The organism is Pseudarthrobacter sp. P1 (genome assembly GCF_050156935.1).
Lineage (GTDB): Bacteria > Actinomycetota > Actinomycetes > Actinomycetales > Micrococcaceae > Specibacter.
Genome location: NZ_CP189584.1, coordinates 2,099,252 through 2,121,359 on the forward strand (window position 1 = coordinate 2,099,252; position 22,108 = coordinate 2,121,359).

The 22,108-nt window shown below is 67.9% G+C and carries 21 protein-coding genes; 7 read left to right on the forward strand and 14 right to left on the reverse strand.

Annotated features, from left to right (window positions below; translation table 11 throughout):
• Nucleotides 1-88 precede the first annotated feature (88 nt).
• The 4 genes from ACQCSX_RS09910 to ACQCSX_RS09925 form a co-directional block, all read right to left on the reverse strand.
• Nucleotides 89-619, reverse strand: coding sequence for a DinB family protein (locus tag ACQCSX_RS09910; protein WP_427018815.1), 531 nt, complete (start codon nucleotides 617-619; stop codon nucleotides 89-91).
• Between the two features lie 311 nt (nucleotides 620-930).
• The gene (locus ACQCSX_RS09915) at nucleotides 931-1,332 is read right to left on the reverse strand and encodes a hypothetical protein (RefSeq protein ID WP_427018816.1); all 402 of its coding nucleotides are present in this window, start codon (nucleotides 1,330-1,332) and stop codon (nucleotides 931-933) included.
• A complete protein-coding gene (locus ACQCSX_RS09920) occupies nucleotides 1,329-1,952 on the reverse strand; it encodes a nucleotidyltransferase domain-containing protein (protein ID WP_427018817.1) in 624 nt (207 codons plus the stop codon). Before ACQCSX_RS09920 ends, ACQCSX_RS09915 begins: the two co-directional genes overlap by 4 nt.
• Nucleotides 1,953-2,180: 228 nt before the next feature.
• Entirely contained in the window at nucleotides 2,181-2,531 is a 351-nt protein-coding gene (locus ACQCSX_RS09925; protein WP_427018818.1) for a hypothetical protein, read from the reverse strand.
• 217 nt (nucleotides 2,532-2,748) lie between these two features.
• Between ACQCSX_RS09925 and ACQCSX_RS09930 the strand changes: the two genes are divergently transcribed.
• Nucleotides 2,749-3,592, forward strand: a protein-coding gene (locus ACQCSX_RS09930) for an IS5 family transposase (RefSeq protein WP_427018933.1) whose coding sequence is annotated in 2 segments (ribosomal slippage) — nucleotides 2,749-3,054 and nucleotides 3,056-3,592 — 843 coding nt in all. Because the reading frame shifts where the segments join, the coding sequence is not laid out codon by codon here.
• Nucleotides 3,593-3,989: 397 nt separating this feature from the next.
• Complete coding sequence (locus ACQCSX_RS09935; protein ID WP_427018819.1) at nucleotides 3,990-5,081, forward strand: IS630 family transposase; 1,092 nt, start codon at nucleotides 3,990-3,992, stop codon at nucleotides 5,079-5,081.
• 539 nt (nucleotides 5,082-5,620) lie between these two features.
• Here the strand turns inward: ACQCSX_RS09935 and ychF are convergent.
• Nucleotides 5,621-6,706, reverse strand: a complete 1,086-nt coding sequence (gene ychF, locus ACQCSX_RS09940) for a redox-regulated ATPase YchF (protein ID WP_427018820.1) — start codon at nucleotides 6,704-6,706, stop codon at nucleotides 5,621-5,623.
• A gap of 212 nt (nucleotides 6,707-6,918) precedes the next feature.
• Here ychF and ACQCSX_RS09945 point away from each other — a divergent pair, with 212 nt between their 5' ends.
• Nucleotides 6,919-8,178, forward strand: a complete 1,260-nt coding sequence (locus tag ACQCSX_RS09945; RefSeq protein ID WP_427018821.1) for a DNA recombination protein RmuC — start codon at nucleotides 6,919-6,921, stop codon at nucleotides 8,176-8,178.
• A gap of 32 nt (nucleotides 8,179-8,210) precedes the next feature.
• Here ACQCSX_RS09945 and ACQCSX_RS09950 read toward each other — a convergent pair whose 3' ends face one another.
• From ACQCSX_RS09950 to ACQCSX_RS09965, 4 genes are all read right to left on the reverse strand, one after another.
• Nucleotides 8,211-8,489: a hypothetical protein gene (locus ACQCSX_RS09950; protein WP_427018822.1), complete on the reverse strand. Its 279-nt coding sequence runs from the start codon at nucleotides 8,487-8,489 to the stop codon at nucleotides 8,211-8,213.
• 40 nt (nucleotides 8,490-8,529) lie between these two features.
• Nucleotides 8,530-9,969, reverse strand: coding sequence for an amidase (locus ACQCSX_RS09955; RefSeq protein WP_427018823.1), 1,440 nt, complete (start codon nucleotides 9,967-9,969; stop codon nucleotides 8,530-8,532).
• Nucleotides 9,970-10,038: 69 nt separating this feature from the next.
• Entirely contained in the window at nucleotides 10,039-11,124 is a 1,086-nt protein-coding gene (locus ACQCSX_RS09960) for a 4-hydroxy-3-methylbut-2-enyl diphosphate reductase (protein WP_427018824.1), read from the reverse strand.
• Between the two features lie 9 nt (nucleotides 11,125-11,133).
• Nucleotides 11,134-11,943 carry a hypothetical protein gene (locus ACQCSX_RS09965; RefSeq protein WP_427018825.1) on the reverse strand — a complete coding sequence of 270 codons (810 nt, stop codon included), beginning with the start codon at nucleotides 11,941-11,943 and terminating at the stop codon, nucleotides 11,134-11,136.
• Between the two features lie 238 nt (nucleotides 11,944-12,181).
• Between ACQCSX_RS09965 and xseA the strand changes: the two genes are divergently transcribed.
• Entirely contained in the window at nucleotides 12,182-13,426 is a 1,245-nt protein-coding gene (gene xseA / locus ACQCSX_RS09970; protein WP_427019022.1) for an exodeoxyribonuclease VII large subunit, read from the forward strand.
• 46 nt (nucleotides 13,427-13,472) lie between these two features.
• Nucleotides 13,473-13,700 (forward strand): exodeoxyribonuclease VII small subunit, encoded by a 228-nt coding sequence (locus ACQCSX_RS09975; protein ID WP_427018826.1) that lies wholly within the window; start codon nucleotides 13,473-13,475, stop codon nucleotides 13,698-13,700.
• Nucleotides 13,701-13,715: 15 nt separating this feature from the next.
• Here ACQCSX_RS09975 and ACQCSX_RS09980 read toward each other — a convergent pair whose 3' ends face one another.
• From ACQCSX_RS09980 to ACQCSX_RS09995, 4 genes are all read right to left on the reverse strand, one after another.
• The gene (locus ACQCSX_RS09980) at nucleotides 13,716-14,570 is read right to left on the reverse strand and encodes a polyphosphate kinase 2 family protein (RefSeq protein WP_427018827.1); all 855 of its coding nucleotides are present in this window, start codon (nucleotides 14,568-14,570) and stop codon (nucleotides 13,716-13,718) included.
• 116 nt (nucleotides 14,571-14,686) lie between these two features.
• The gene (locus ACQCSX_RS09985) at nucleotides 14,687-15,904 is read right to left on the reverse strand and encodes a pyridoxal phosphate-dependent aminotransferase (RefSeq protein ID WP_427018828.1); all 1,218 of its coding nucleotides are present in this window, start codon (nucleotides 15,902-15,904) and stop codon (nucleotides 14,687-14,689) included.
• An 83-nt stretch (nucleotides 15,905-15,987) separates the two neighbouring features.
• Nucleotides 15,988-16,953, reverse strand: coding sequence for an ABC transporter substrate-binding protein (locus ACQCSX_RS09990; RefSeq protein ID WP_427018829.1), 966 nt, complete (start codon nucleotides 16,951-16,953; stop codon nucleotides 15,988-15,990).
• 29 nt (nucleotides 16,954-16,982) lie between these two features.
• The gene (locus ACQCSX_RS09995) at nucleotides 16,983-18,845 is read right to left on the reverse strand and encodes a glycoside hydrolase family 35 protein (RefSeq protein WP_427018830.1); all 1,863 of its coding nucleotides are present in this window, start codon (nucleotides 18,843-18,845) and stop codon (nucleotides 16,983-16,985) included.
• 217 nt (nucleotides 18,846-19,062) lie between these two features.
• Here ACQCSX_RS09995 and ACQCSX_RS10000 point away from each other — a divergent pair, with 217 nt between their 5' ends.
• Entirely contained in the window at nucleotides 19,063-20,082 is a 1,020-nt protein-coding gene (locus ACQCSX_RS10000; RefSeq protein ID WP_427018831.1) for a LacI family DNA-binding transcriptional regulator, read from the forward strand.
• Between the two features lie 62 nt (nucleotides 20,083-20,144).
• Here ACQCSX_RS10000 and ACQCSX_RS10005 read toward each other — a convergent pair whose 3' ends face one another.
• Nucleotides 20,145-21,074 (reverse strand): N-acetylglucosamine kinase, encoded by a 930-nt coding sequence (locus ACQCSX_RS10005; protein WP_427018832.1) that lies wholly within the window; start codon nucleotides 21,072-21,074, stop codon nucleotides 20,145-20,147.
• A gap of 17 nt (nucleotides 21,075-21,091) precedes the next feature.
• On the opposite strand from ACQCSX_RS10005, the gene ACQCSX_RS10010 reads away from it, so the two are divergent.
• A complete protein-coding gene (locus ACQCSX_RS10010; protein WP_427018833.1) occupies nucleotides 21,092-22,099 on the forward strand; it encodes a nitronate monooxygenase in 1,008 nt (335 codons plus the stop codon).
• Nucleotides 22,100-22,108: the final 9 nt, after the last annotated feature.

Below are 22,108 nucleotides of genomic sequence, written 5' to 3' on the forward strand. Positions count from 1 at the left end.
GACTGGTAAAAAAGGGCGGCCCGGGCGGTTGTTGTTATGAAGATGCAACCTCGCCGACCCTCTGTGACGGCCCATTGCACCGCCCGGATCAGTAGCCGGTGGATCCGTCGATGGACTCGCGGAGCAGGTCTGCATGCCCCAGATGCCGGGCGTATTCCTCCACCATGTGGGTGTAGACCCACCGCAGGTTCAGGGCCTGGCCGTGCCGCCGTCCCGGCAGCGGCGCGTCGAGGTCGGCCACCGCCGCGGCCTGGGCGCGCGCGGTGGCCAGGGCCGCATGGAACCAGTCCAGGTCCGCCAGGGGGGTGGAGGGGTCCAGGTCGTTGAAGTCGCCGTCGGGATCGTCCCCGCCGTAGAGCGAGGGGGCGTCCTCACCGGCCACAACGTTGGTGAACCAGTAGCGCTCCACCTCGGAGAGGTGCCGGATGATCCCCAGCAGGGTCAGGTCCGACGGCGGAACGGCAGCGGTGCACAGCTGTCCGGGCGTCAGCCCGCCCACCTTGATCGGCAGCGTGGCCCGGTACAGCTCCAGCCAGCTCTCCAGGGACTCGCGGTCCCCGGCCAGGAATGGCGGATCGGTGCGGTCGTCCGGAAGCAACGGCGTCGTCGGCTCACTCATGCCCGTAGCCTACAACGCGAAAACCGCGCCCCGGCTGAGCCGGGGCGCGGTTTTCGCAGGAAGTCGGATTAGACGTTGAAGCGGAACTCCACCACGTTCGGTGGTCGGTCATCTTCTGCTGGAACCGCGGGGCAAAGGGGGCGTCTGCAACCTGCTGGACCACAATCAGAGCAGTGAGCCACCGCGAGGCGTCGGGAGGAAGGAATCTCAAGAGAGATCAAGCCAGGCCAGCTCGCTAATTAGGTGCGCACGATACGCGTTGGAGCCGTTGACGGTAAGGGCACACCCTGTGCCTCTGTGCCAGGCAAAGCCTACAGTGATGCCTTCTCAACCAAAGATCGTGCCGCCCGCTCCGCGCGAGCGAGCTTGGTCTCGCTGATGGGGTCGTGTCCGTAACCGGCCCGGGTCTTCATTCCAAGCAGGACGCTAAGTGAGTTGGAAGCCTGCTTGTCTACCGAGGCGAGCAACGAGACCGCATCCTGGTGGTCTTGGCCTTTGGCATGCTTCCCTAGTGCGCCAGCACAGATTGCATCTGCCGCCGCGATTCCGGCGTGAACGTATAGTGTCACGCAGGCGTCCGCGACGTCCTCTCCGTCGGAGAGTTCCCGGGCGTCATCTGCAACCTGCAGGAACTGTTTGGCTTTGGCAAGTCGGCCTTGCTGGATCGTTTTGTCGGCTGCGACAGTTCTGGTGTTGGCATTCTTCGGGGTCATGCGCGTGCCCTATCTCTTCGGAGTTGTTTGCGAAGCCAGGACGGGTCTCCTGCAATGTCGATGCCGTCCTCGAGGATCGAGTTGAAGATGCTCGCTGGCCGCACTTCTGACCTTCGATAAACGAGGGGGCGCACGTCGTTGCCGGTCCACAGGGTCGTTTGGGCGGCAAGGCGACCCACTGAGTCTTCTACAGCGTCTTCTGTCGCCGAGTCTGGCATGACGATGAGGAGGTCGATGTCGCTGTCTGCCCGCATCTCGTTACGGGCCGCTGAACCGAAGATCTTTACAGTGAGGGGCTGGATCCGCCACTCGGAAATGGTCTGGGTCATCCTGGAAAATAGCTCGCTCTTTGCGTTGGCGATTTGCAAAATAGCGTCCGCCAGCAAATGGTCCAGGTTCAACGCGTAGGCATAGCTTCTGCCGGTGACACGTTCCAGGACTGCACCTTGTTCCACCAGCCGAACCACGGACTTCCGCACACCTTGAGGGGATCCCTCCTCGGGCAGCAGCTGGTGGATCTGGTGAACTGAAAGGTATTGTTCGGTTCGTGCCAGCACCGTAAGCACTTGAGAATCGAGGCCGGTGGTACTGACCGCTGCGAACGGATTTTGCAGGCGCATGTTCGCTCCTCTTGGCGCTCCGGGACACGGGATAGTCTTACACAAAAGTAGACGAGTGTCCACGAAAGTAGACAAACAAATAGATTCGGAAAACTATCCAGCAGACCACAGAAACGAGCTGCCGGGGTTTGCAGGGGCAGTGGAGAACCGGATCTGATGCACACCCACCGGCGTCCCAAATTGCACGTTGAAGCGGAACTCCACCACGCATTCACTCAAGATTTGACGTTATCGTGTTGCGGAGGCCAACTCGAGCATCGCCTCCACCAGGGCACACGCCGACCCTGCAATCTCATCCGCCTTCAGCCATAGATCGATAGCGACGTCTCTCAGCTCGTTCGCCGAGCATCCCATGGGCGACGCACCCATCGCCGAGAAGACACGTTGGTGCGGCACGAAACGAGCGGCTTCGAGTGCAATACGTAGATCAGAAACCGGGACGCGAAGCTTTTCGGCAGCATCCGATTCGCGTGTCCGGAGACTTTCGAGCAGAGCAGACTCCGGAACACCAGAGCCGGGCAGGTAGAGTGCGTCCGCAGATTCGTCCACGTCCCGCTGATCTGCATCCAGAACGGCCACTGCCTTAGGCCGCTGAGAACGCCTGACAACAACTGCGCCGCGGAGTGCTTGATCCTTCCCTCCGCTGTCGATGACATCGAACAGGTCTGCCTTGTCCGGCGCGTATCGAACTAGGGTGTGTCTCCTAATCAGTGGTTTTGCGGTTTGGCATGATTGATGGGTGCCTTCTCGCTATTCCGTGTTGTCCGATGCCCAGTGGGAGTCCATTGCCCCGTTGATGCCCGATTCGTCGGGGAAACCGGGCCGACCCTTCAACGACCACCGGCTGATGACCGAGGGCATCATCTACCGCTACCGGGCAGGGATCCCATGGCGTGATCTCCCTGCCTATTTCGGGTCGTGGAAGACCGTGTGGAAGCACCACCGCCGCAACGCCGCCAACGGGACCTGGGACAAGGTCCTGGCGGCGTTGCTGACCCGCGCGGACACGGCCGGGCTGATCAACTGGGAGGTCTCGATCGACTCCACGGTCAACCGTGCCCACCAGCACGGCACGAACCTGCCCCGCCACACAGGGGGACCTGTCGAATTACAGGAATCTGCTCGACGAGCCTGAGGACCATGCCATCGGCCGGTCCCGCGGCGGGCTGACCACCAAGATCCACGCCCTGGTGGATGGCAACATGCGTCCCCTGGTCCTGCTGCTGGGGCCGGGCCAGGGCGGGGACTCGCCGATGTTTGAGAACCTCATGGAGGCCCTGAAGGTAGAAAGGCCCGGTCCCGGCCGGGCCCGCACCCGCCCGGACCGGGCCATGGCCGACAAGGCCTATTCCTCTAAAGCAATCCGGGCGTACCTGCGCGGGCGGGGCATCGAGTGCGTTATCCCGGAAAAGGACGACCAGAAGGCCAACCGGAAACGCAAGGGCTCCGCCGGGGGACGCCCCGTCAGATACGACAGGGACGCCTACAAACGGCGCAATGTGGTCGAGCGCAGCTTCAACACCCTCAAGCAATGGCGGTCCCTGGCCACCCGCTACGACAAACTGGCCCTCACCTACCGCTCAGCGGCCGTCCTGCACGCCGTCGTCATCTGGAGCGCCGCATTGGGAGACACGCCCTAGCAGGGCTTGAACAATCCGAGATGCCAGGCCATCCTCAACGAACACCAACGCGGAGACAGTAAACCGCTCACGCCCAAGCGCACGAAGCAGTGCCCCCGTTTGCGACACCTCCATGAATGACGCCCTTTCCGGAGTCGGCGTAACTTGCCCAACGAGCGTCGCAGGGAATACGACGACCAACCCTCGTGTCTGAATGCGTCGCAATTATCGTCTGGCATCCTGATTCCAACGTGAGACATGCGATCTCATCGATAAACGCGCGATGACCGGGCTGCGCCAAAAACGATTCCGGTTCATCGATGAGCACGACCTCGTATTGATCGGCGGTACGCAGATGCGCCAGCACCTAGTGGTGTGTCTCCAAAATAGTTAATGACTTTGGGTTTAGGCTGGGATCATGTCGAATCCAGCACCCGCCCTGGCCCTTACCGACGCCCAGCGCACCGTCCTGGAAGCGCTGGCCGCATCCCAGGTGGCCTCCCACCGGGAGGTGCAGCGGGCGCAGGTTCTGCTGATGGCCGCCGAGGGCCTGGCCAACGAGTGGATCGCCCGGGTGGTGGGCATCACCCCGGGCACGGTGCGCTCCTGGCGTACCCGCTTCGCCGAGGAAGGCCTGACCAAGCTCGGGAAGGTGCGTGGCGGGCGGGGACGCAAACCGGTGATCCCGCAGTCGACGATCGACGAAATCGTTGAGCTGACACAGAACTCAAAGCCTGAGGGACACACGCATTGGTCGGTGCGCACCATGGCCGCGAAGACCGGGGTCTCCCCGGCGCAGGTGCAACGCATCTGGTCTGCCCGCGGGTTGAAACCGCATCTGGTGAAGACCTTCAAACTCTCCACGGACCCGAAGTTCGAGGAAAAGCTCATCGACGTGTGCGGACTGTATTTGAACCCACCGGAGAACGCGATCGTGTTCTGCATGGACGAGAAGACCTCCATCCAGGCCCTGGACCGCTCCCAGCCGTCGTCGTTGCCGATGACCAGGGGGCGGGCCGGGACGATGACCCACGACTACAAGCGCAACGGAACCACCACGCTCTTCGCGGCCCTGGAGGTCGCAACCGGAAAGGTCATCGGCTCCTGCGTTCCCAAGCACCGCCACGATGAATTCCTGGTGTTCCTGAAAACCATTGAAAAGGAAGTCCCGGCCGGCCTTCAGATCCACCTGGTCATCGACAACTACGCGACGCACAAGCATGCGAACGTGAAGGCGTGGCTGGCCAAACACCCACGGTTCCACCTGCATTTCACCCCGACCTCATCCTCGTGGTTGAACCTGGTGGAGCGGTGGTTCAGGGAGTTGACGGAGAAGGCGCTACGCCGTGGGGTCTTTCATTCAGTGCCTGATTTGATTGCGAAGATCGAGGAATACATCGAGGTGAACAATGCCGACCCGAAGCCTTTGGTGTGGACCGCGGATGCGGAGTCGATCCTGGAAAAAGTGGCTCGTGGCCGGGTTGCGCTCCAAGCCGTCAAGCAAAACTGAGACACTACACTAGTGCACCCAGAACTCCGAAGCGCACATCGACCACGTATCAATCTTGCGTGAATCGCGAACACCCCGGACGAACGGAAGATCGTTTTCCGATCCGTCAATGCGACCGTACTCCAACGATCGGTATTCGTGACCGGTAATGTCACGCAGAGTCTCGAGTCGTCCTTGTCTTATCCGCGTGAGGTCAACAAGGTCCTCTCCCTCAAGCAGCGCTATGCCCATCTCTTTCGATGGGAAGGTTCATGTTGGATTGCCACCGGGGAAGTCCATCTGCCAACACAGACAGCAGATAGCTCTTCCCCGACCCATGCAAACCAACGAGCGCGGTCAACTGACCAAACCGAATTGAATCCGGCGCGAGCACGGGCGACGCGCGAACGTCGTGCTGCTCTATGAGTCCAGCCTCAACCCGGAGCCGTTCCCAGACTCGCAAACGAGGACCAGAGTCCGAGGTCATCGTGCGTCGCTTTGCTTTTGTCGCTAATCCAGTCGAGCGAATGACCTGCGCCTTAACTTCTTCCCGCCAGAGGCTAGACGTTGAAGCGGAACTCCACCACGTCGCCGTCGACCATCAAATATTCCTTGCCTTCGATGCGGACCTTGCCCTTGGCCTTGGCCTCGGCCATGGAGCCGGCCTCCATGAGGTCGCTGAAGCTGACCACCTCGGCCTTGATGAAGCCGCGCTGGAAATCGGAGTGGATCACGCCGGCGGCCTGCGGGGCGGTGTCGCCCTGGCGGATGGTCCAGGCGCGGGCCTCCTTGGGACCGGCGGTCAGGTAGGTCTGCAGGCCTAGGGTGTGGAAGCCGACGCGGGCCAGCTGGTCCAGGCCGGACTCCTCCTGGCCGTTCATCTCCAGCATTTCGCGGGCCTCGGCCTCGTCCAGCTCCACCAGGTCGGCCTCGAGCTTGGCGTCCAGGAAGATCGCGTCGGCCGGGGCCACCAGGGCACGCAGCTCGGCCTGGCGCTCCGGACTGCCCAGCACGGAGTCGTCGACGTTGAAGACGTAGATGAAGGGCTTGGCGGTCAGCAGCGAGAGCTCGCGCAGGTACTCCAGCTCCAGCTTGTCCGTCTGCACGGAGGCGAAGATGGTGTCCCCGCGCTCCAGGACCGCCTGGGCCTTCAGGACGGCGGCCAGTTCGGCGGCCTCCTTCTGCTTGAGCTTGACGGCCTTCTCCAGGCGCGGGACGGCCTTTTCGATGGTCTGCAGGTCGGCCAGGATCAGCTCGGTGTTGATGGTCTCCATGTCCGAGGACGGGTCCACCTTGCCGTCCACGTGCACCACATCGGGGTCGTCGAAGACGCGGATGACCTGGGCGATGGCCTCGGCCTCGCGGATGTTGGCCAGGAACTTGTTGCCCAGGCCCTCACCCTCGGAGGCGCCCTTGACGATGCCGGCGATGTCCACGAAGGACACCACTGCCGGAAGCAGGCGGGCGGATCCGAAGACCTCGGCCAGCTTGCCCAGCCGCGCGTCGGGCAGGCTGACCACGCCAACGTTGGGCTCGATGGTGGCGAACGGGTAGTTCGCCGCGAGCACGTTGTTGCGGGTCAGCGCGTTGAAAAGGGTTGATTTGCCGACGTTGGGCAGTCCGACGATGCCAATAGTAAGAGCCACGGTATCTAAGCTTACCGGCAGGATCCGCGACCGGCCGCCTGCGGCCGTGCGTGGGAGCCGGGAAGCGTTACCGGCAGGATCCGCGACCGGCCGCCTGCGGCCGGGCGTGGGAGCCGGGAAGCGGGCACCGGTTGCGGCCCCAGTCCCGGTGGCACTGCCCGCACCGGCCCGGCCGGACGGTGTTTGTCGGTGCCCCGTGCCAAGGTGGTGGGATGGACGGATTCTCAATTTTGCTTGCCCTGCTGATGCTCCTGTTGGGCCTGGTCGCGGGAGCGGTGGCAGCCGCCGTGTATTTCCGCCGCCGGCTGGCCACGGTGGAGGGCGATTTCGACGATGCCAGCGCCCGGCTGGGCGAGGTCAGCGCGCAGCTTGCCGGGGCCAACGCGGAGCGGAGGCTGCTGGCCACGCAGAACCAGACGCTCAACGCCCGGCAGTCCTCCGACTCCTCGGTGCTGGCGGCCCTGGGCCCGGTCTCGGAAAAACTGACGGCCGTACAGCGGCAGGTGGCCCTGCTGGAGCGCGACCGCGTGGAGCAGTACTGCCAGCTCGCCCAGCAGCTGCGCGATGCCAAGGACGCCGACGCCGCGCTGCTCTCGACCACCCGCTCGCTGGCCTCCGCACTGAACTCCAACAGCGCCCGCGGCAAGTGGGGCGAGGTCCAGCTGCGCCGCGTGGTGGAGGCCGCGGGCATGCTGGCGCATGTGGACTTTTCCGAGCAGGTGCACCTGAGCACCGCCGACGCCGTGTACCGCCCCGACATGGTGGTCCGGCTGCCCGGCGGCAAGGAACTCGTGCTGGACGCCAAGGTGCCGCTGTCGGCCTATCTGCAGGCGCATGAGGAGGCCGGCGACGGCGGCGCCCCCGCCCCGGCGCTGTTGGCGGGCCATGCCAAGGCGCTCAAGGCCCATGTGGACACGCTGGGCAGCAAGAAGTACTGGGAATCGGCGGCCAACTCCCCCGAGCTGGTGATCTGTTTTGTGCCGGTGGAGTCCATCCTCTCCTCGGCGCTGCTGGCGGATCCGGCCCTCCTGGACTACGCCATGGCCCGCAATGTGGTGCTGGCCTCCCCCATCAGCCTGCTGGCCATCCTGAAGGCCGTGGCGTTCAGCTGGCGCCAGGACGTGCTGACCGAGAGCGCGAAGGAGCTCTTCGAGCTCTCCAGCGCCCTCTACACCCGGCTGGGCACGCTGGGCGAGAACGTGGGCAAGCTGGGCTCCTCGCTCAAGTCCTCGGTGGAACGCTACAACGCCCTGGTGGGCACGCTGGAGGCCCGGGTGCTGCCCACGGCGCGCAAGCTCAACTCGATGGATGTGGACTCGCTGGCGGCACCGGCCACGGTGGAGGTGGCCCCGCGGTCGCTGGCTGCGCCGGAATTGGCCTGGGAGGAACCCGTGCTGCCGTGGGAGGAGCCGGTGCGCCCGGCCATGCCGTCCATGCCGCCGTCGTCGGCCGTGCGGGATCTGGCAGGCTAGCCGCCGGCCGGGCCCCGCGTCCCAGGCGCACGCTAGGCGACGTGGAATTCGTAGCTGTCCACCTCGCCCAAGGGAACGGAGGTGGGTGCGGGCATCCCCGCGCTGGCTACGAGCCCGGCAAAGCCGGGACCTTGGCTGAAACGCTCAAAGGTTGCGCGGTCCGGGCAGGTGTCGTAGACCGAGATGCCCGTCGCGGTGGCCAGGCAAAAGTGGATCTGCAGAACGCCGGGCGGCAGCAGCCCCACCATCCGCCTGTGGCCCGCGAGCAGTTCTGCCGTGTCTCCGGTGAAGTGGTAGACGCCCATGAACATTGCTTTCTCCTTCAGTTGCGGCGGCAGCCCGGGGGCGGCTTCACGGCGAAGCCTCCAGCGCCCGGGCAAGGGCGTCCGGCCTCCGGCCGGCCCACGGCCGGGCCCGTTCAAGCTGGCCGGCCAGCCGGAAGAGCACTGCTTCTTCGCCAAACCGGCCCAGGAAATGCATGCCGACGGGCAGTCCCGCCGAATCCACGCCGACGGGCACGGACATGGCCGGATTGCCCGTGATGTTGGCGTATTCGCCATTGAACATCAGGAAACGGCCGGCCTCGCGTTCCCCCCGCAGCGGCTCCTCGCCGGTCCCGCTCAAGGTGCCCAAGGGCAGCGGCGGCCAGCCCACCGTGGGCGTCAGCCAGAGGTCAAAGTCCCCGAAGAACCCGGCCGTCTGCCGGCTGAACCGTTGCAGTTCCTCAAGGCCCGCGAGGTACTGCCCAGCGGTGACGGCACGCGGGCGTCCAAAGACCGCTGCCGTGTAGGGCTCAACCTCCCCCGGATTCGGAGGCCGGCCGATCCTGCGCGTCCAATACGCTTCAATCCATGCCGCCGCACCGGCATAGACGGCCTTGATGGCATGGTGTCCGGACCGGTCGAGCGGCTCGGGATGGGCCTCTTTGACCTCATGGCCCAGCTCCGCCAGCAGTTCCACGGTTTCCTCAAACACCCGCACATAATCCGGATGCACCGCCTGGCCCGCATTCGGTGCCGCCGTGGCCGCGATGCGCAGTCGTCCCGGCGGCGCGGCAACTTCCAGCAGGAACGGGCGCTGCTGCTGTGGCGCCCAGTAGGGATCCCCCGGCGATGGACCGGCCGTTGCGTCCAGCAAGGCAGCGGAATCGCGCACGCTTCGCGTCAGGGCGTGTTCGACGGCGAATCCACTGGCCACATCGCCATATTCGGGCCCCATCGGCACCCGGCCGCGCGTCGGTTTGAGGCCGAAGACGCCGCACCATGCCGCGGGATAGCGCAGCGAGCCGCCCAGGTCGTTGCCGTGGGCCATCGGAACCATGCCCGCGGCGACGGCGGCGGCCGACCCTCCGCTGGAGCCGCTCGTTGAGCGGCCCAGATCCCAGGGGTTGCGCGTGGGTCCGTGCAGCGCCGGTTCGCAATGCGGGCTCAGGCCGAATTCGGGCGTATTGGTCTTCCCCAGGATGGCCAGGCCCGCACGGCGGTACCGGCGCACGAGCTCCTGGTCGTGGCCGGAAATGTTGCCCTGCAACCATCGCGACCCCTCGGAGAACGGAGTCCCGGCGATCTCCAGGGCCAGGTCCTTGACCAGGAAGGGGACTCCCGGGAACGGCGAGCCGGCGTCCGGCTCCATGGCAGGGACATCGAGATGCCCAACGATGCAGTGGAGGATTGGGTCAATGGCCCCGATGCGTTCCCGCGCGGCGTCCAGCAGCTCCCGCGGCGAGACCAAGCCCTGCCGGACCAGATCCGCCTGCCCGACGGCGTCCATGCAGCGAAGCTCCTCGTCCATGGCTCAGTCTAGAGCCCGGGCCCGAGGGGCCACCAGTGTCCGCGCCGGGCAGGGTTGGCCGGCGCGGCCCTAGCTGGTGGGACGGGTGCCGCGCCCGCCCAGGGCGCGGGTGGAATCCCCAGCGGCCTTGAGCGTGGCGCGCAGCTCCTTGGGCAGCGAGAACAGCAGGTCCTCCTCGGCCGTGACCACCTCTGCCACATCCGCGTAGCCGTAGTCGGCCAGCAGCCGCAGCACGTCCTGGACCAGGATCTCCGGCACCGAGGCGCCGCTGGTGACACCCACGGTGGCTACGCCCTCAAACCAGGCCTCGTCCACCTCGTTGGCGAAGTCCACCCGGTAGGAGGCCTTGGCACCGTATTCCAGCGCCACCTCCACCAGCCGGACGGAGTTGGAGGAGTTGGCCGAGCCCACCACGATCACCAGATCGGCCTGCGGGGCAATCTTCTTGATGGCCACCTGGCGGTTGGTGGTGGCGTAGCAGATGTCGTCGCTGGGCGGATCCTGCAGCGTGGGGAACCGGTCCTTGAGCAGGCGCACCGTCTCCATGGTCTCGTCCACGCTCAACGTGGTCTGGGAGAGCCAGATGACCTTTTCCGGATCGCGCACGGTGACCTTGTCCACCTCGTGCGGACCGTTGACAATCTGGATGTGCTCCGGGGCCTCGCCGGCGGTGCCTTCAACCTCCTCGTGGCCCTCGTGGCCGATGAGCAGGATGTCGAAATCGTCCTTGGCAAAACGCACGGCCTCGCGGTGGACCTTGGTCACCAGCGGGCAGGTGGCATCGATGGTGCGCAGGCCCCGGTCCTCGGCGGACTGGACCACTGCCGGGGAGACGCCGTGGGCGGAGAAGATCACCAGCGCACCCTCGGGAACCTCCTCGTTTTCCTCGACGAAGATGGCACCCTTGGCCTCCAGCGAGCTGACCACGTGGACGTTGTGAACAATCTGCTTGCGCACGTAGACGGGCGGGCCGTAGTGCTCCAGCGCCTTTTCCACGGCAATGACGGCACGGTCGACACCGGCGCAGTAGCCGCGCGGGGCCGCCAGCAGCACCTTCTTGGGGCCGGCCACGGGGGCCGCGGCCGCCACGTCTGCCGGGGTCCTGCGCCGGCGCGGGACGGAGGGCATCGGAACGGAAACTGCTGAGGGGCTCATGGGTCCATCCTACGTGGCCCGGCGGTGCACCAGCCTGGCCAGGCCGCCGGCCAGCACCAGCACCGCAGCGCACAGCGCTCCGGCCAGGATCCAGCCGTCCAGGCTCGCCGTGGCGGCCAGCACAAACCTGTCCTTGAACAATTGCGCCATCGGATTGCCGGTGTCCATCGCCTCCACGGCGCCCGCCGCCAAGGTGGCCGCCCCCTTCCACACGGCCACGACGACGGCCAGGCCCAGTCCGGCGGACAGCACCGTGGTGGACCGCCGTCGTGCCAGGGCCAGGCCCAGGGCCAGCGCGGCGGCGGCGCCTACGGCCAGCCACCAGCCCACCGGACCCGCCTGCGTGAGCCGGGAGACCACCTCGCGGTTGGCGGGGGTGCCCAGCGGAATCTGCATGGTCGCCGGCGGGGTGATCTCCGCTCCCACCGAGGCCGCCAGCCGGTTGACCACCAGGCCCAGCAGCGGTGCCACGTCCAGCACCAGGGTGTCAGGCTGCCCCGCGGCGCCCGGGGCGGACACCGACAGCCGGTGGGTGCGGGCCAGGGTCTCGGTCCACGCCGCCGGGTAGGCCGGGTCGGTGTTCAGCGCCGCTGCCGCCGTGGTGACCAGCGGGGCCACCAGCCCCGCCAGCCCCGGCGGCAGGTCCAGCGACGTCGACGCCGCGGTGCCGGCGGCGCTGGAGAGCGCCGCCTGGAACTCGGCGTCCTCCCCCAGCGGCGCGGCCAGCGCCACAAAACCGCGCTCCTGCACCACATTGGCGTCCAGCCACAGGGCCGGGACGGCCGCGGCGGCCAACAACAGGGAGGCCAGAATGGCCATCGCTGATCCAATGGTTCGCATGCATCTCCAGAAATCGGGTCCTTGGGCTGTCCACAATACCGGCCTGCACGGACCAAACGTCGGTGCCCACCGCCATCATGTAGATAGAGTGGAATGCGCGGACGCACCGGCACGGCGCGCCGGCACCAGGCAAGTGGAGGTACATCCGGTGGCAGAGACAACCCAGGCACGCTCCGGCGACGGCGAGTCCGGCACCGGGCTGGCCGCAGGCGATGCCCTGCTGGGCTCGGCCCCGGCCCAGACCGCCATCCCCGCCACCGCGGGCGAGACGTCCGCGGAGAACCCGTGGCCGCTGCACCTGCTCTCCGAAAAACTCAAGGCGCACATCGAGCGCGCCCCCGCGGCCTGGGTGGAAGGGCAGGTCATTGAGCTGAACAAGCGGGCCAATGTCAGCTACCTGACCCTGCGCGACATCGACGCCGAGGTCTCCCTCAGCGTGACCGTCTGGGGCTCGGTGCTGGCGTCCATGGCGACCCCGCTGGAGCGCGGGGCCCGCGTGGTGGCCCAGCTCAAGCCGGACTTCTGGCTCAAGACCGGACGGCTGTCCATGCAGGGCCGGGACATCCGCCCGGTGGGACTGGGCGATCTCCTGATGCGCATCGAGGCATTGCGCCAGGCGCTGGCCGCCGAGGGCCTGTTCGATGCCGACCGCAAGAAAAAGCTTCCCCTGCTGCCGCACCGGATCGGACTGATCACGGGACGGAACTCGGACGCCATGAAGGATGTGCTCCGCAACGCAGCCCTGCGCTGGCCCGCCGTGGAGTTCGAGGTCCGCGAGGTGGCGGTCCAGGGCGTCAACGCCGTGGCCCAGGTCAGCGCCGCCCTGGCCGAGCTGGACGCGGACCCGGACGTGGATGTGATCGTGATTGCCCGCGGCGGCGGTTCGATGGAGGACCTGCTGCCCTTCAGCCACGAATCCCTGGTGCGTGCCGTGGCCGCCGCCCACACGCCGGTGGTCAGCGCCATCGGCCACGAGGCGGACCGGCCGCTGCTGGACGAGGTGGCGGATCTGCGCGCCTCCACCCCCACCGACGCGGCCAAGCGGATTGTGCCGGACGTGGTCGAGGAGCTGCGGCGCGTGGAACAGGCCCGCGGCCAGCTCAACCGGCGCATCAACGCCCTGGTGGAGCGGGAGGCGGAGCGGATCGCCGCCCTGCGCTCGCGCCCGTCCATGGCGTACCCGGAGGACATGGTCACCGCCCGTGCGCAGGACATCGAGCGGCTGGCCGGACGGGCACTGTCCGCCGTCGGCTCCGCCGTCGCACGGCATATGGACCAGGTCACCCACCTGCGCGCCCAGGTGCGCGCGCTGTCCCCGCAAAAGACCCTGGACCGCGGCTATGCGGTGGTCCAATTGCCCGACGGCGCAGTGGTGCGGGACCCCGCCCAGGCGCCCGACGGCACCACACTGCGCGTGCGCGTGGCGGCCGGGGAATTCGCCGCCACCGCCGGCAGCCGCTGACCGCTACACCCCAGACAATGCCCCACCACCGGACAGGACAGAACCCATGGCAGAGAAGAAAACACCCGCCAACGCCGATGTGGCGGCACTGAACTACGAGCAGGCGCGCGAGCAGCTGGTGGCAGTGGTCGGCCAGCTCGAGGCCGGCGGCGCCAGCCTCGAGGAATCGCTGGCCCTGTGGGAGCGCGGGGAGGCGTTGGCGCAGCGCTGCGAGGAATGGCTGGCCGGGGCCAAGGCCCGCCTCGACGCCGCCCGCGCCGCCGCCGAGGCGTAGCCGCCGAGGCGTGGCTCAGCAGGCGGCGACGCGGGCCTGCTCCGCGGCGAGGTCGAAGTCGCCCTTGGGCCACTGCAGGTTGAGCTTGGACAGGGCCTCGACCACGATTTCCTGGACGGCCAGCCGGGCGTACCATTTCTTGTCCGCGGGCACCACATGCCAGGGGGCCGCCGGGGTGCTGGTCTGCTCGAACGCGGCCTGGTAGGCGTCCATGTACTTGGGCCAGTAGGCGCGCTCGTCCAGGTCGCTGGTGCTGTACTTCCAGTGCTTGCTCGGGTCCGCCAGGCGGGCGGTGAGGCGTGCCTTCTGCTCCTCTGGGCTGATGTTCAGCATCACCTTCACCACGGTGGTGCCGTTGGCCACCAGCTCCGCCTCGAAGTCATTGATGGCCGCATACCGGCGCTCCAGCTCGGCGGCGTCGGCCCAGCCGTGCACGCGGTGGATCAGCACGTCCTCGTAGTGCGAGCGGTCAAAGACGCCAAACATGCCCGCCGCGGGCACGGCCTTGCGGATGCGCCAGAGGAAATCGTGCGACTTTTCCTCGTCGGTGGGCGCCTTGAAGGCCTTCAGCGCGACGCCCTGCGGATCCACCGAGCCCACCACATGGCCCACAATCCCGCCCTTGCCGGCGGTGTCCATGGCCTGGAGCACCAGCAGGACGGACTTGGTGCCGCCATAGCGGCTTTCGGCAAAGAGCTGTTCCTGCAGCACGGAAAGCACCCCGGAGCGCGCGGCCAGGGCGGTGCCGCCGTCGCTCTTTCCGCCTGAAAACCCGGGTGCGGCATTGGTGGGCTGGTCCGCGAGGCGGAACCCCTCCCCCACCCGCAACAGCCCGGCCGGATTCTGTGCAAAGAGCTTCTTGTCCGCCATGGGGTTCCTTGCCTGTCGGGGTCAACGGGTTAAACAACTACCCCGCAGTCAACGCCACTGCCTTGGTCAAAGCAAGCGTTGGCCGCGGGGCAGTTGCACCGTGTCCCGGCTCCGGGTCAGGGCCTGTAGCTGCCCAGGAACTCGCCGATCCGACCGATGGCCTCCGAGAGGTCCTTCACCGACGGCAGCGTCACCAGACGGAAATGGTCCGGCCGCACCCAGTTGAACGCCGTGCCGTGGGAGATCAGGATCTTCTGCTGCGTGAGCAGGTCCAGGGCGAACTTCTCGTCGCTCTTGATCGGGTACGCCTCGGGGTCAAGCTTGGGGAACAGGTACAGCGCGCCCTTGGCCTGGTTCACCGAGACGCCGGGGATCTCGTTGAGCATCTTGTACGCGATGTCGCGCTGCTCGCGCAGCCGGCCGCCGGGCAGGATCAAATCCTCGATGCTCTGGTGCCCGCCCAGCGCCGTCTGGATGGCGTGCTGGCCCGGTGCATTGGCGCACAGGCGCATGTTGGCGAGCAGGTTGATGCCCTCCAGGTAGTCCGCCGCGGCCGCCTTGGGCCCGGAAATGGCCAGCCAGCCGGAGCGGTAGCCGCAGATGCGGTAGGCCTTGGACAGGCCGGAGAAGGTCATGCAGAGCACGTCGTCGCCGGTGAGGGTGGCGGTGTTGATGTGCTCGGCCTCGTCGTAGAGGATCTTCTCGTAGATCTCGTCGGAGAAGACGACCAGCCCGTGCTTGCGGGCCAGGTCCACCATGGCCTGGACAATGTGGCGGGGATAGACGGCGCCGGTGGGGTTGTTGGGGTTGATGATCACGATGCCCTTGGTCTTGGGCGTGATCTTCGCTTCCAAATCCTCCAGGTCCGGCCACCACTCGTTGTCCTCATCGCAGAGGTAGTGCACCGGGCGGCCGCCGGCCAGCGAGACCGAGGCGGTCCACAGCGGGTAGTCCGGGGTGGGCACCAAGATCTCGTCGCCGTTGTTCAGCAGCGCCATCAGCGAGAGCGTGATGAGCTCGCTGACGCCGTTGCCGAGGTAGACGTCGTCGACGTGGATGTTGTGGATGCCGCGTGTCTGGTAGTACTGCACGACGGCGGTACGGGCGGAGAAAATGCCGCGCGAATCCGTGTAGCCCTGGGCATGGGGCAGGTGGCGGATCATGTCCACCAGGATGGCGTCGGGGGCCTCGAAACCGAACGGGGCGGGGTTGCCGATGTTCAGCTTGAGGATGCGGTGGCCCTCGGCTTCCATTGCCTGCGCCTTCGCCAACAGCGGTCCACGGATGTCATAGAGGACGTTGTGGAGCTTGGTGGACTGCTTGAATTCTGCCATTTACCAAATATTGCACAACGCGGCACCCCGCCGCGGACATGGCGGCCGCGGGCGGCGGTCCAATGGGCAAAAAGTGGCCTGCGTCAGCCCTGCTTCTTGGCCAGTCCCTTGTCCACGAGCCACTGCGCCGCGGCCTGGGCCGGGCCCACGGCCTGGCTGCCGGCCATCAGCCGGTTCAGGGCGATGAGGTCCTCCGTGGTGAGCATCCCGGAGACCTTGTTGAGCACGTCCCGGGCCGGCTGCTGCACGGCGGCGGCATTGACCAGCGGAAGGACGTGGTCCTCGCGCCATGCCTTCTTGTTGTCGTCCAGGACCACCAGGTCATTCTGGCTGATCGCCGGCGAGCTGGTGTGGATGTCCGCGGCCAGCACATTGTCGCGCAGCAGGGCCACCACCAACGCCCCGCCGGTGCTCTCCAGGGTGGAGAAGGACAGCGGGTTGCAGTCGTAGCGCGCCCTCAGCGCGGGGAGCCCATCGGGCCGGGTGGCAAAGTCCGCGGAGGCACCGATCGCGATCTGGCCGCAGACCTTGGCCAAATCCTCGATGGTCTTCAGCGAATATTTCTGCGCGGTGACCTTTGTGACAACCAGGGCATCGCTGTCGGCGGCCTTGGCGGCGTCCAGGGCGGCCAGCCCGGCCGGAAGCTTGGCGGCCACGGCCTTGGGCACATCGGCCGTCGAGACAATGCTGGCCGGGTCCAGCTGGGCCAGCAGGCTGGCCGCGTAGTCGGGCACGACGTCGACGGCGGCCGTCTCCAGGGCGCCGATGGCCGCCGTCCGGGAGGCACTGGCGGCGGCGGTCGTGGCGGGGATCCCTGCGGCGTTCAGCGCCCCGGCGTAGAGCTCGGCCAGCACGGCGCCCTCGCCCGGGTTTGCATGGTCGGGGACGATGCCGCCGCCCACCACCAGCGGCACGGCGGCCGTGGTGGCGGGCGTGGCGGTGGAGGAAATGGGGGCGGGAGGGGGCGTGGTGGCCGTGCAGGCAGCCAGCAATGGCGCCGACAGCGCCAGAGCTGCCGCTACGGCCCGGGCCGGAATCCACTTGGTCATCACACCCCCAATCCTACCCAGCCGGGGGTTTAGCCCAGGCTTTCCACATGGTGAGCTGCGGCACCCAGCTCCGGGGCGCCGCGCAGTTCCAGCGCCTCGCCGCGGTGCTCAAGCTCCAGCACGGTGATGGTGTTCACCCCGGGGTCCAGCAGCGGAGCCGGCAGGTACAGCGTGACCTGCGGGCCGATTTCCCAGTAGCGCCCCAGCAGGAAGCCGTTGATCCAGACAAAGCCCTTGCCGAATCCAGGCAAGGCCAGATACGCATCGGCCGGCTCGGCCACCGTGAGCTCGGCATGGGCAAAGCCCGGCCCGGCGGCGGCCGGCGATTGCGCGGCGGCTGCCGCACCGGCAGCGGCGGCGGCCAGCAGCTCCGCGATGGGCCGTTCCAGCTCCACCGGGCGCTGTTCCCAGTGGAAGACGTAGCGCTGGTTGACCAGCACGCCGTCCAGGATGCCCTTGCCCTGGCCGAACAGCGGGCCGTAGTTGATGCGGCCCTGGTTCTCCACCAGGATTTCCAGCGTCACGGCCACGCCGCGGCCGGGCACCTTGATGCCGTCGGCGCCGGCGCCGTCGTCGAGCACGCCGGCCAGCACGCCGTCCACCCAGAGGTAGGCGCGGTCGTGCAGGCCGCGGATCTTGATGGTGGCCTCGGCATCGGGCAGGACGGCCGTGGCCGTGTAGTGCACCAGGCCGCGGTCCAGGCCCAGCTGCTCGAAGCTGAGCGGCTTGACGCTGGCCACCGGCGCTCCGGCGCGGACCAGCTCCAGCAGGCCGGTGCCCGGCGTGGCCGGGATGCGCTGCGCCGGGAGCGGGCGCACCGGCTCCAGCAGTGCGGCCGGGATCGGGGTGGGCTCCGTGCCCGCGGCGGCGAAGAAGGCCGCACGCATGGCGTGGAACTTCTCGGTGAGCGTGCCGTCCTCGGCAATGGGCGCGTCGGAATCGTAGCTGGTGACGGTGGGCTGGATGACCTTGTCGTGGTTGGCGCCACTGGTCAGGCCAAAGTTGGTGCCGCCGTGCGCCATGTACAGGCAGATGGAACCGTCCAGGTCCAGGATGGTGCGGACCTCGCCGGCGGCGTCGCCGGCCGCGCGGGTGTGGTGCTGCTCGTTCCAGTGGTCAAACCAGCCGTTCCAGAACTCCACGTTGAAGAACGGGTCCTGCGGGCGGCGGCGCTTCCAGACCTCCACTGCCTCCTCCCCGCGGCTGCCCAGCGTTGCCGCGGCCCAGGTGTCCTCCAGCGCGCCGCCGTCCAGAAAGTAGTCGGTGCCGCCGTCGGCGGTGAACAACAGCTCGGTGATGCCACGCTCGGCCAGCGCGGTGCGGTTCCAGCGCAGGTAGTCCTTGTCGTCGCCGTAGCTGCCGTATTCGTTTTCCACCTGCACCGCCACCACGGGACCGCCCTGGCTGGCCTGCAGCGGCGCCAGGATCGGCACCAGGGCGTCGAACCAGGCCTCGATGGGAGCGGTGAAGGCCGGGTCGGAGGAACGCAGCGCCACCCCGGGCGTGGACGTGGCCCAGGCCGGGAAGCCGGCGTTGTCCCATTCGGCGCAGATGTACGGGCCGGGGCGCACAATGACGTCCAGCCCGGCGTCGCCGGCCAGCGTGATGAACCGGGCCAGATCGCGCCAGCCATCGAACGACGGTGCCGTGTCCTGCCGGGGCTGGTGGAAGTTCCAGGCGACATAGGTGTCAAGCGTGTTGGCACCGATGGCCACCAGGCGGGCGATCCTGTCCTCCCACTGGTCCGGATGCACGCGGAAGTAGTGGATGGCTCCGGCGAGGATCCGGTGCGGCTCACCATGGCGGCGCAGTTGCCCGCCATGGATGCTCAGGACACTGCCGGCGGATTCGCCCTCACCGGACAACGTGGGAGTGGACAGCTGCGCTTCCAAAGTGATCGTGCTCCTTCGCGTTGTGGCCGCGGGGACGGGCGGCCGGCGGACCACCCGGCGGCCGGGTTTCACCGGCTCCCGCTGGCGTGGGACGGACAAATGGTCTGTTATCGATAACAAGACTAGTCCCATTCGCCGGGGCGCGTCCATCGCGGGACAAACAGGGCATAAATGTTAGTGTTGTTACAGCCAACATTGACCCGATCGAAGGAGAAGAATGCACAAGCGGCAGTCCAACCGCGCCCCGGCCATGCGCGACGTCGCGCAGGCTGCGGGGGTGTCCGCCCAGACCGTTTCGCGCGTGCTCAGCGACCACCCCAACGTCCAGGAGCACACCAAGCGCCGCGTCCTGGCCGCCGTGGAGGAGCTGGGCTACCGCCGCAACAACACCGCCCGCGCCCTGGTGACGGGATTGAGCCGCACCATCGGTGTCGTCACCCTGGCCACCAACAACTACTCCCGGTCCTCGATGGCACTGGGCGTGGAGCTGGCCGCGCGCGAGGCGGGCTACGCCGTCAACTCCGTCACCTCCGACCTCAGCACCCAGAGCCTGACCGAGGCCGTGGGCCGGCTGGTGCTGCAGGGCGTGGACGGCCTGATCATTGCCGCCCCGCTGCTGGAGGCCGCCCGCCGGGTCCGCGAACTCACCGCGCGGATCCCCACCGTCACCACCGACGGCTCCTCCGGCATGAGCGACGATCTGGTCGGCGTCGACCAGGATGCCGCCGTCGTTCTGGCCACCAACCATCTGCTCGGGCTGGGCCACCGGACCGTCTGGCACATTTCCGGACCGCCGGAGTGGTCCGATGCCGCCAGCCGGCTGGAGAGCTGGCGCCGGGTCCTGCAGGAGGCCGGCCGCGAGGTTCCGCCGGCACTGCACGGGGACTGGAGCCCGGAATCGGGCTACCGCAACGGACTGATCCTGGGCCGCATGCCGGATGTGACGGCCGTGCTGGTCGCCAGCGACGAAATGGCCTTCGGCGTCATTCGGGCCCTGACCGAGCTGGGCCGGCGCATCCCGGAGGACATCTCCGTGGTGGGCATCGATGACATCGACCTGGCAGCCTATGCCACCCCGCCGCTGACCACGGTGCGCCAATCCTTCGAGGACACCGGCCGCCGCGCCGTGGCCCACCTGCTGGCGCAGATCGAAAACCCCGACGCCGGGCAGCACCACGAGGTGGTCGAGCCGGAGCTGATCGTGCGCCAGAGCACCGCCCCGCCGCCCACTTCCTGACGGTTCCCAACTAGGGCGCAGTTACCGTCGAAAATCCGCGGATTTTCGACGGTAACTGCGCCCTAGTTGTTTCCGACGAGCGAGGGGACGCCGAAGATCGGATCCTTGTCCAGGATGCGCACCTCGCCCAGCCCCTGGGCCGCGGCGTGCGTGCGGAAGGCCTCCTGCAGGGCCGGCTGGTTGCTGCCCAGCCCGCTGCCCAGCACGATCGGGCCGGTGATGCCCAGCCGGTGCGCGCAGGTGGCAGCCAGCGTGGCCAGGTCGGCGCCGGCCTCCTCGATCAGGGCGAGGCTGTGCGCATGCCCTGCCGCGGCGGCGTCGAACACCACGGGCGAGGTGGCCGCCCAGTAGCGGCGGGTTTCCTGGTGGAAATGCGCGATCAGCTCGCGGGGATGGGCAAGTCCGCAGTGCGCCAGCAGCATCGTGGTGAGCCCGTCCGGCGCCTCCCCCCGGTCCATCCGTTGCAGGCTGTACCGCACGGCCTCGCGGCCCAACCAGTAGCCGCTGCCCTCATCGCCCAGCAGGTATCCCCAGCCGCCGGCCCGGGCGGCGGCGCCGTCGTCATTGGTCCCCCAGGCGGCGGACCCCGTCCCGGAAATCACCGCCACCCCGGTGTCCGTCCCGCCAGCGGCCAACAGCAGCCGGGTGTCGTGCACCACGGTGATTGCGGCCGACGGCGCGTGCGGGCGGATCAGCGCCTCCAGCGCCGCCGCGTCCTCGGGCGTGTCGATGCCGCCCGCGCCGGCGAAGACCGCCCGCGGGGCCAGGCCCGGCGACGCGGCGTCGAGCGCGGCGAAGAGCTCGGCCAGATGTTCCGCCGCCACCTCGGGGCTGACGTTTTGCACATTGGCGCTGCCGGCCACGGCGTCGGCCACGACCACGCCGTCGCGCCAGGCAATGCCGCGCGTCTTGGACCCGCCAATGTCCAGTCCAACTATTGTTCCCGGCGGGGCGGCCGGCGGGGCGTTCTGCGTCTGGGGGTTCGGATGCACCCACCTAGACTAGTGGCATGTTTGGATCCCCGTTGATTGTTGCGCCCATGGCCGGTGGCACCTCCACCCCGGCCCTGGTCCGGGCCGCGGCCGGTGCCGGAACCCTCGGATTCCTGGCCGCCGGCTATCTGGCGGTGGATGCGCTCGCGGCCCAGATCGCCGCGGTGCGCGGCACCGGCCCGTTCGGCGTGAACGTCTTTGTGCCGCAGCCCGGCGACGGCGGCGTGCCGGCGGGTCTGGACGCCTACCGCACCGTCCTGGAGGCCGAGGCCCTCGCCTATGGAACCCCCCTGCCCGCGCTGCCGGACCGGTTGGATGACGGGTGGCAGGAGAAGCTCGAGCTGCTGTGCGCCGACCCCGTTCCCTACGCCAGCTTTACCTTTGGGCTGGCCCCGCGGGAGGTGGTCCGGCGCCTGCAGCGTGCCGGGACGGTGGTGCTGGCCAGCGTCACCAGCCCGGCCGAGGCCCTGGCCGCACAGGAATCGGGGGTGGACGCCCTGGTGGTCCAGCATGCCAATGCCGGCGCCCACACCGCTGCTTTCCTGCCCGCGCCCGCCGGAGCCGGCTTTGCCTCGGTGGCGGAGCTGGTGGCGGCCGTTGCCGCCGTGTCGAACCTTCTGCTGGTCGGTACCGGCGGAATCGGCGACGGCGCCGCGGCCCGGGCCGTGCTGGCCGCTGGTGCACAGGCCGTCCAGCTGGGCACCGCACTGCTCAGGACGCCGGAAAGCGGGGCGCGGGAACTGCACAAGGCGGCGCTGGCCGATCCGCTGTTCACCGGCACGGCCCTCACCCGGGCCTTCACGGGCAAGCCCGCCCGGGCCCTGGTCAACCGCTTTGTCCGCGAGCATTCGGAGCAGGCCCCCGACGCCTATCCGCACGTGCATTTCCTGACCTCCGGCATCCGCGCGGCCGCGGCGGCCGCCGGCGACGCCCAGGCGCTGAACCTGTGGGCCGGAACCGCCTGGCGGCAGGCCGAGGCGCTTCCGGCATCGGAGGTCCTGGCCGGATTCTTGGCTGGCCTCTAGAGGAGTTTC

Excerpts from the sequence above, each read along its gene's own strand:
- ACQCSX_RS09910 (WP_427018815.1), bottom strand. The coding sequence starts at position 619 with ATGAGTGAGCCGACGACGCCGTTGCTTCCGGACGACCGCACCGATCCG.
- ACQCSX_RS09915 (WP_427018816.1), bottom strand. The coding sequence starts at position 1,332 with ATGACCCCGAAGAATGCCAACACCAGAACTGTCGCAGCCGACAAAACG.
- ACQCSX_RS09920 (WP_427018817.1), bottom strand. The coding sequence starts at position 1,952 with ATGCGCCTGCAAAATCCGTTCGCAGCGGTCAGTACCACCGGCCTCGAT.
- ACQCSX_RS09935 (WP_427018819.1), top strand. The coding sequence starts at position 3,990 with ATGTCGAATCCAGCACCCGCCCTGGCCCTTACCGACGCCCAGCGCACC.
- ACQCSX_RS09945 (WP_427018821.1), top strand. The coding sequence starts at position 6,919 with ATGGACGGATTCTCAATTTTGCTTGCCCTGCTGATGCTCCTGTTGGGC.
- ACQCSX_RS09950 (WP_427018822.1), bottom strand. The coding sequence starts at position 8,489 with ATGTTCATGGGCGTCTACCACTTCACCGGAGACACGGCAGAACTGCTC.
- ACQCSX_RS09955 (WP_427018823.1), bottom strand. The coding sequence starts at position 9,969 with ATGGACGAGGAGCTTCGCTGCATGGACGCCGTCGGGCAGGCGGATCTG.
- ACQCSX_RS09960 (WP_427018824.1), bottom strand. The coding sequence starts at position 11,124 with ATGAGCCCCTCAGCAGTTTCCGTTCCGATGCCCTCCGTCCCGCGCCGG.
- ACQCSX_RS09965 (WP_427018825.1), bottom strand. The coding sequence starts at position 11,943 with ATGGCCATTCTGGCCTCCCTGTTGTTGGCCGCCGCGGCCGTCCCGGCC.
- ACQCSX_RS09975 (WP_427018826.1), top strand. The coding sequence starts at position 13,473 with ATGGCAGAGAAGAAAACACCCGCCAACGCCGATGTGGCGGCACTGAAC.
- ACQCSX_RS09980 (WP_427018827.1), bottom strand. The coding sequence starts at position 14,570 with ATGGCGGACAAGAAGCTCTTTGCACAGAATCCGGCCGGGCTGTTGCGG.
- ACQCSX_RS09985 (WP_427018828.1), bottom strand. The coding sequence starts at position 15,904 with ATGGCAGAATTCAAGCAGTCCACCAAGCTCCACAACGTCCTCTATGAC.
- ACQCSX_RS09990 (WP_427018829.1), bottom strand. The coding sequence starts at position 16,953 with ATGACCAAGTGGATTCCGGCCCGGGCCGTAGCGGCAGCTCTGGCGCTG.
- ACQCSX_RS10000 (WP_427018831.1), top strand. The coding sequence starts at position 19,063 with ATGCACAAGCGGCAGTCCAACCGCGCCCCGGCCATGCGCGACGTCGCG.
- ACQCSX_RS10010 (WP_427018833.1), top strand. The coding sequence starts at position 21,092 with ATGTTTGGATCCCCGTTGATTGTTGCGCCCATGGCCGGTGGCACCTCC.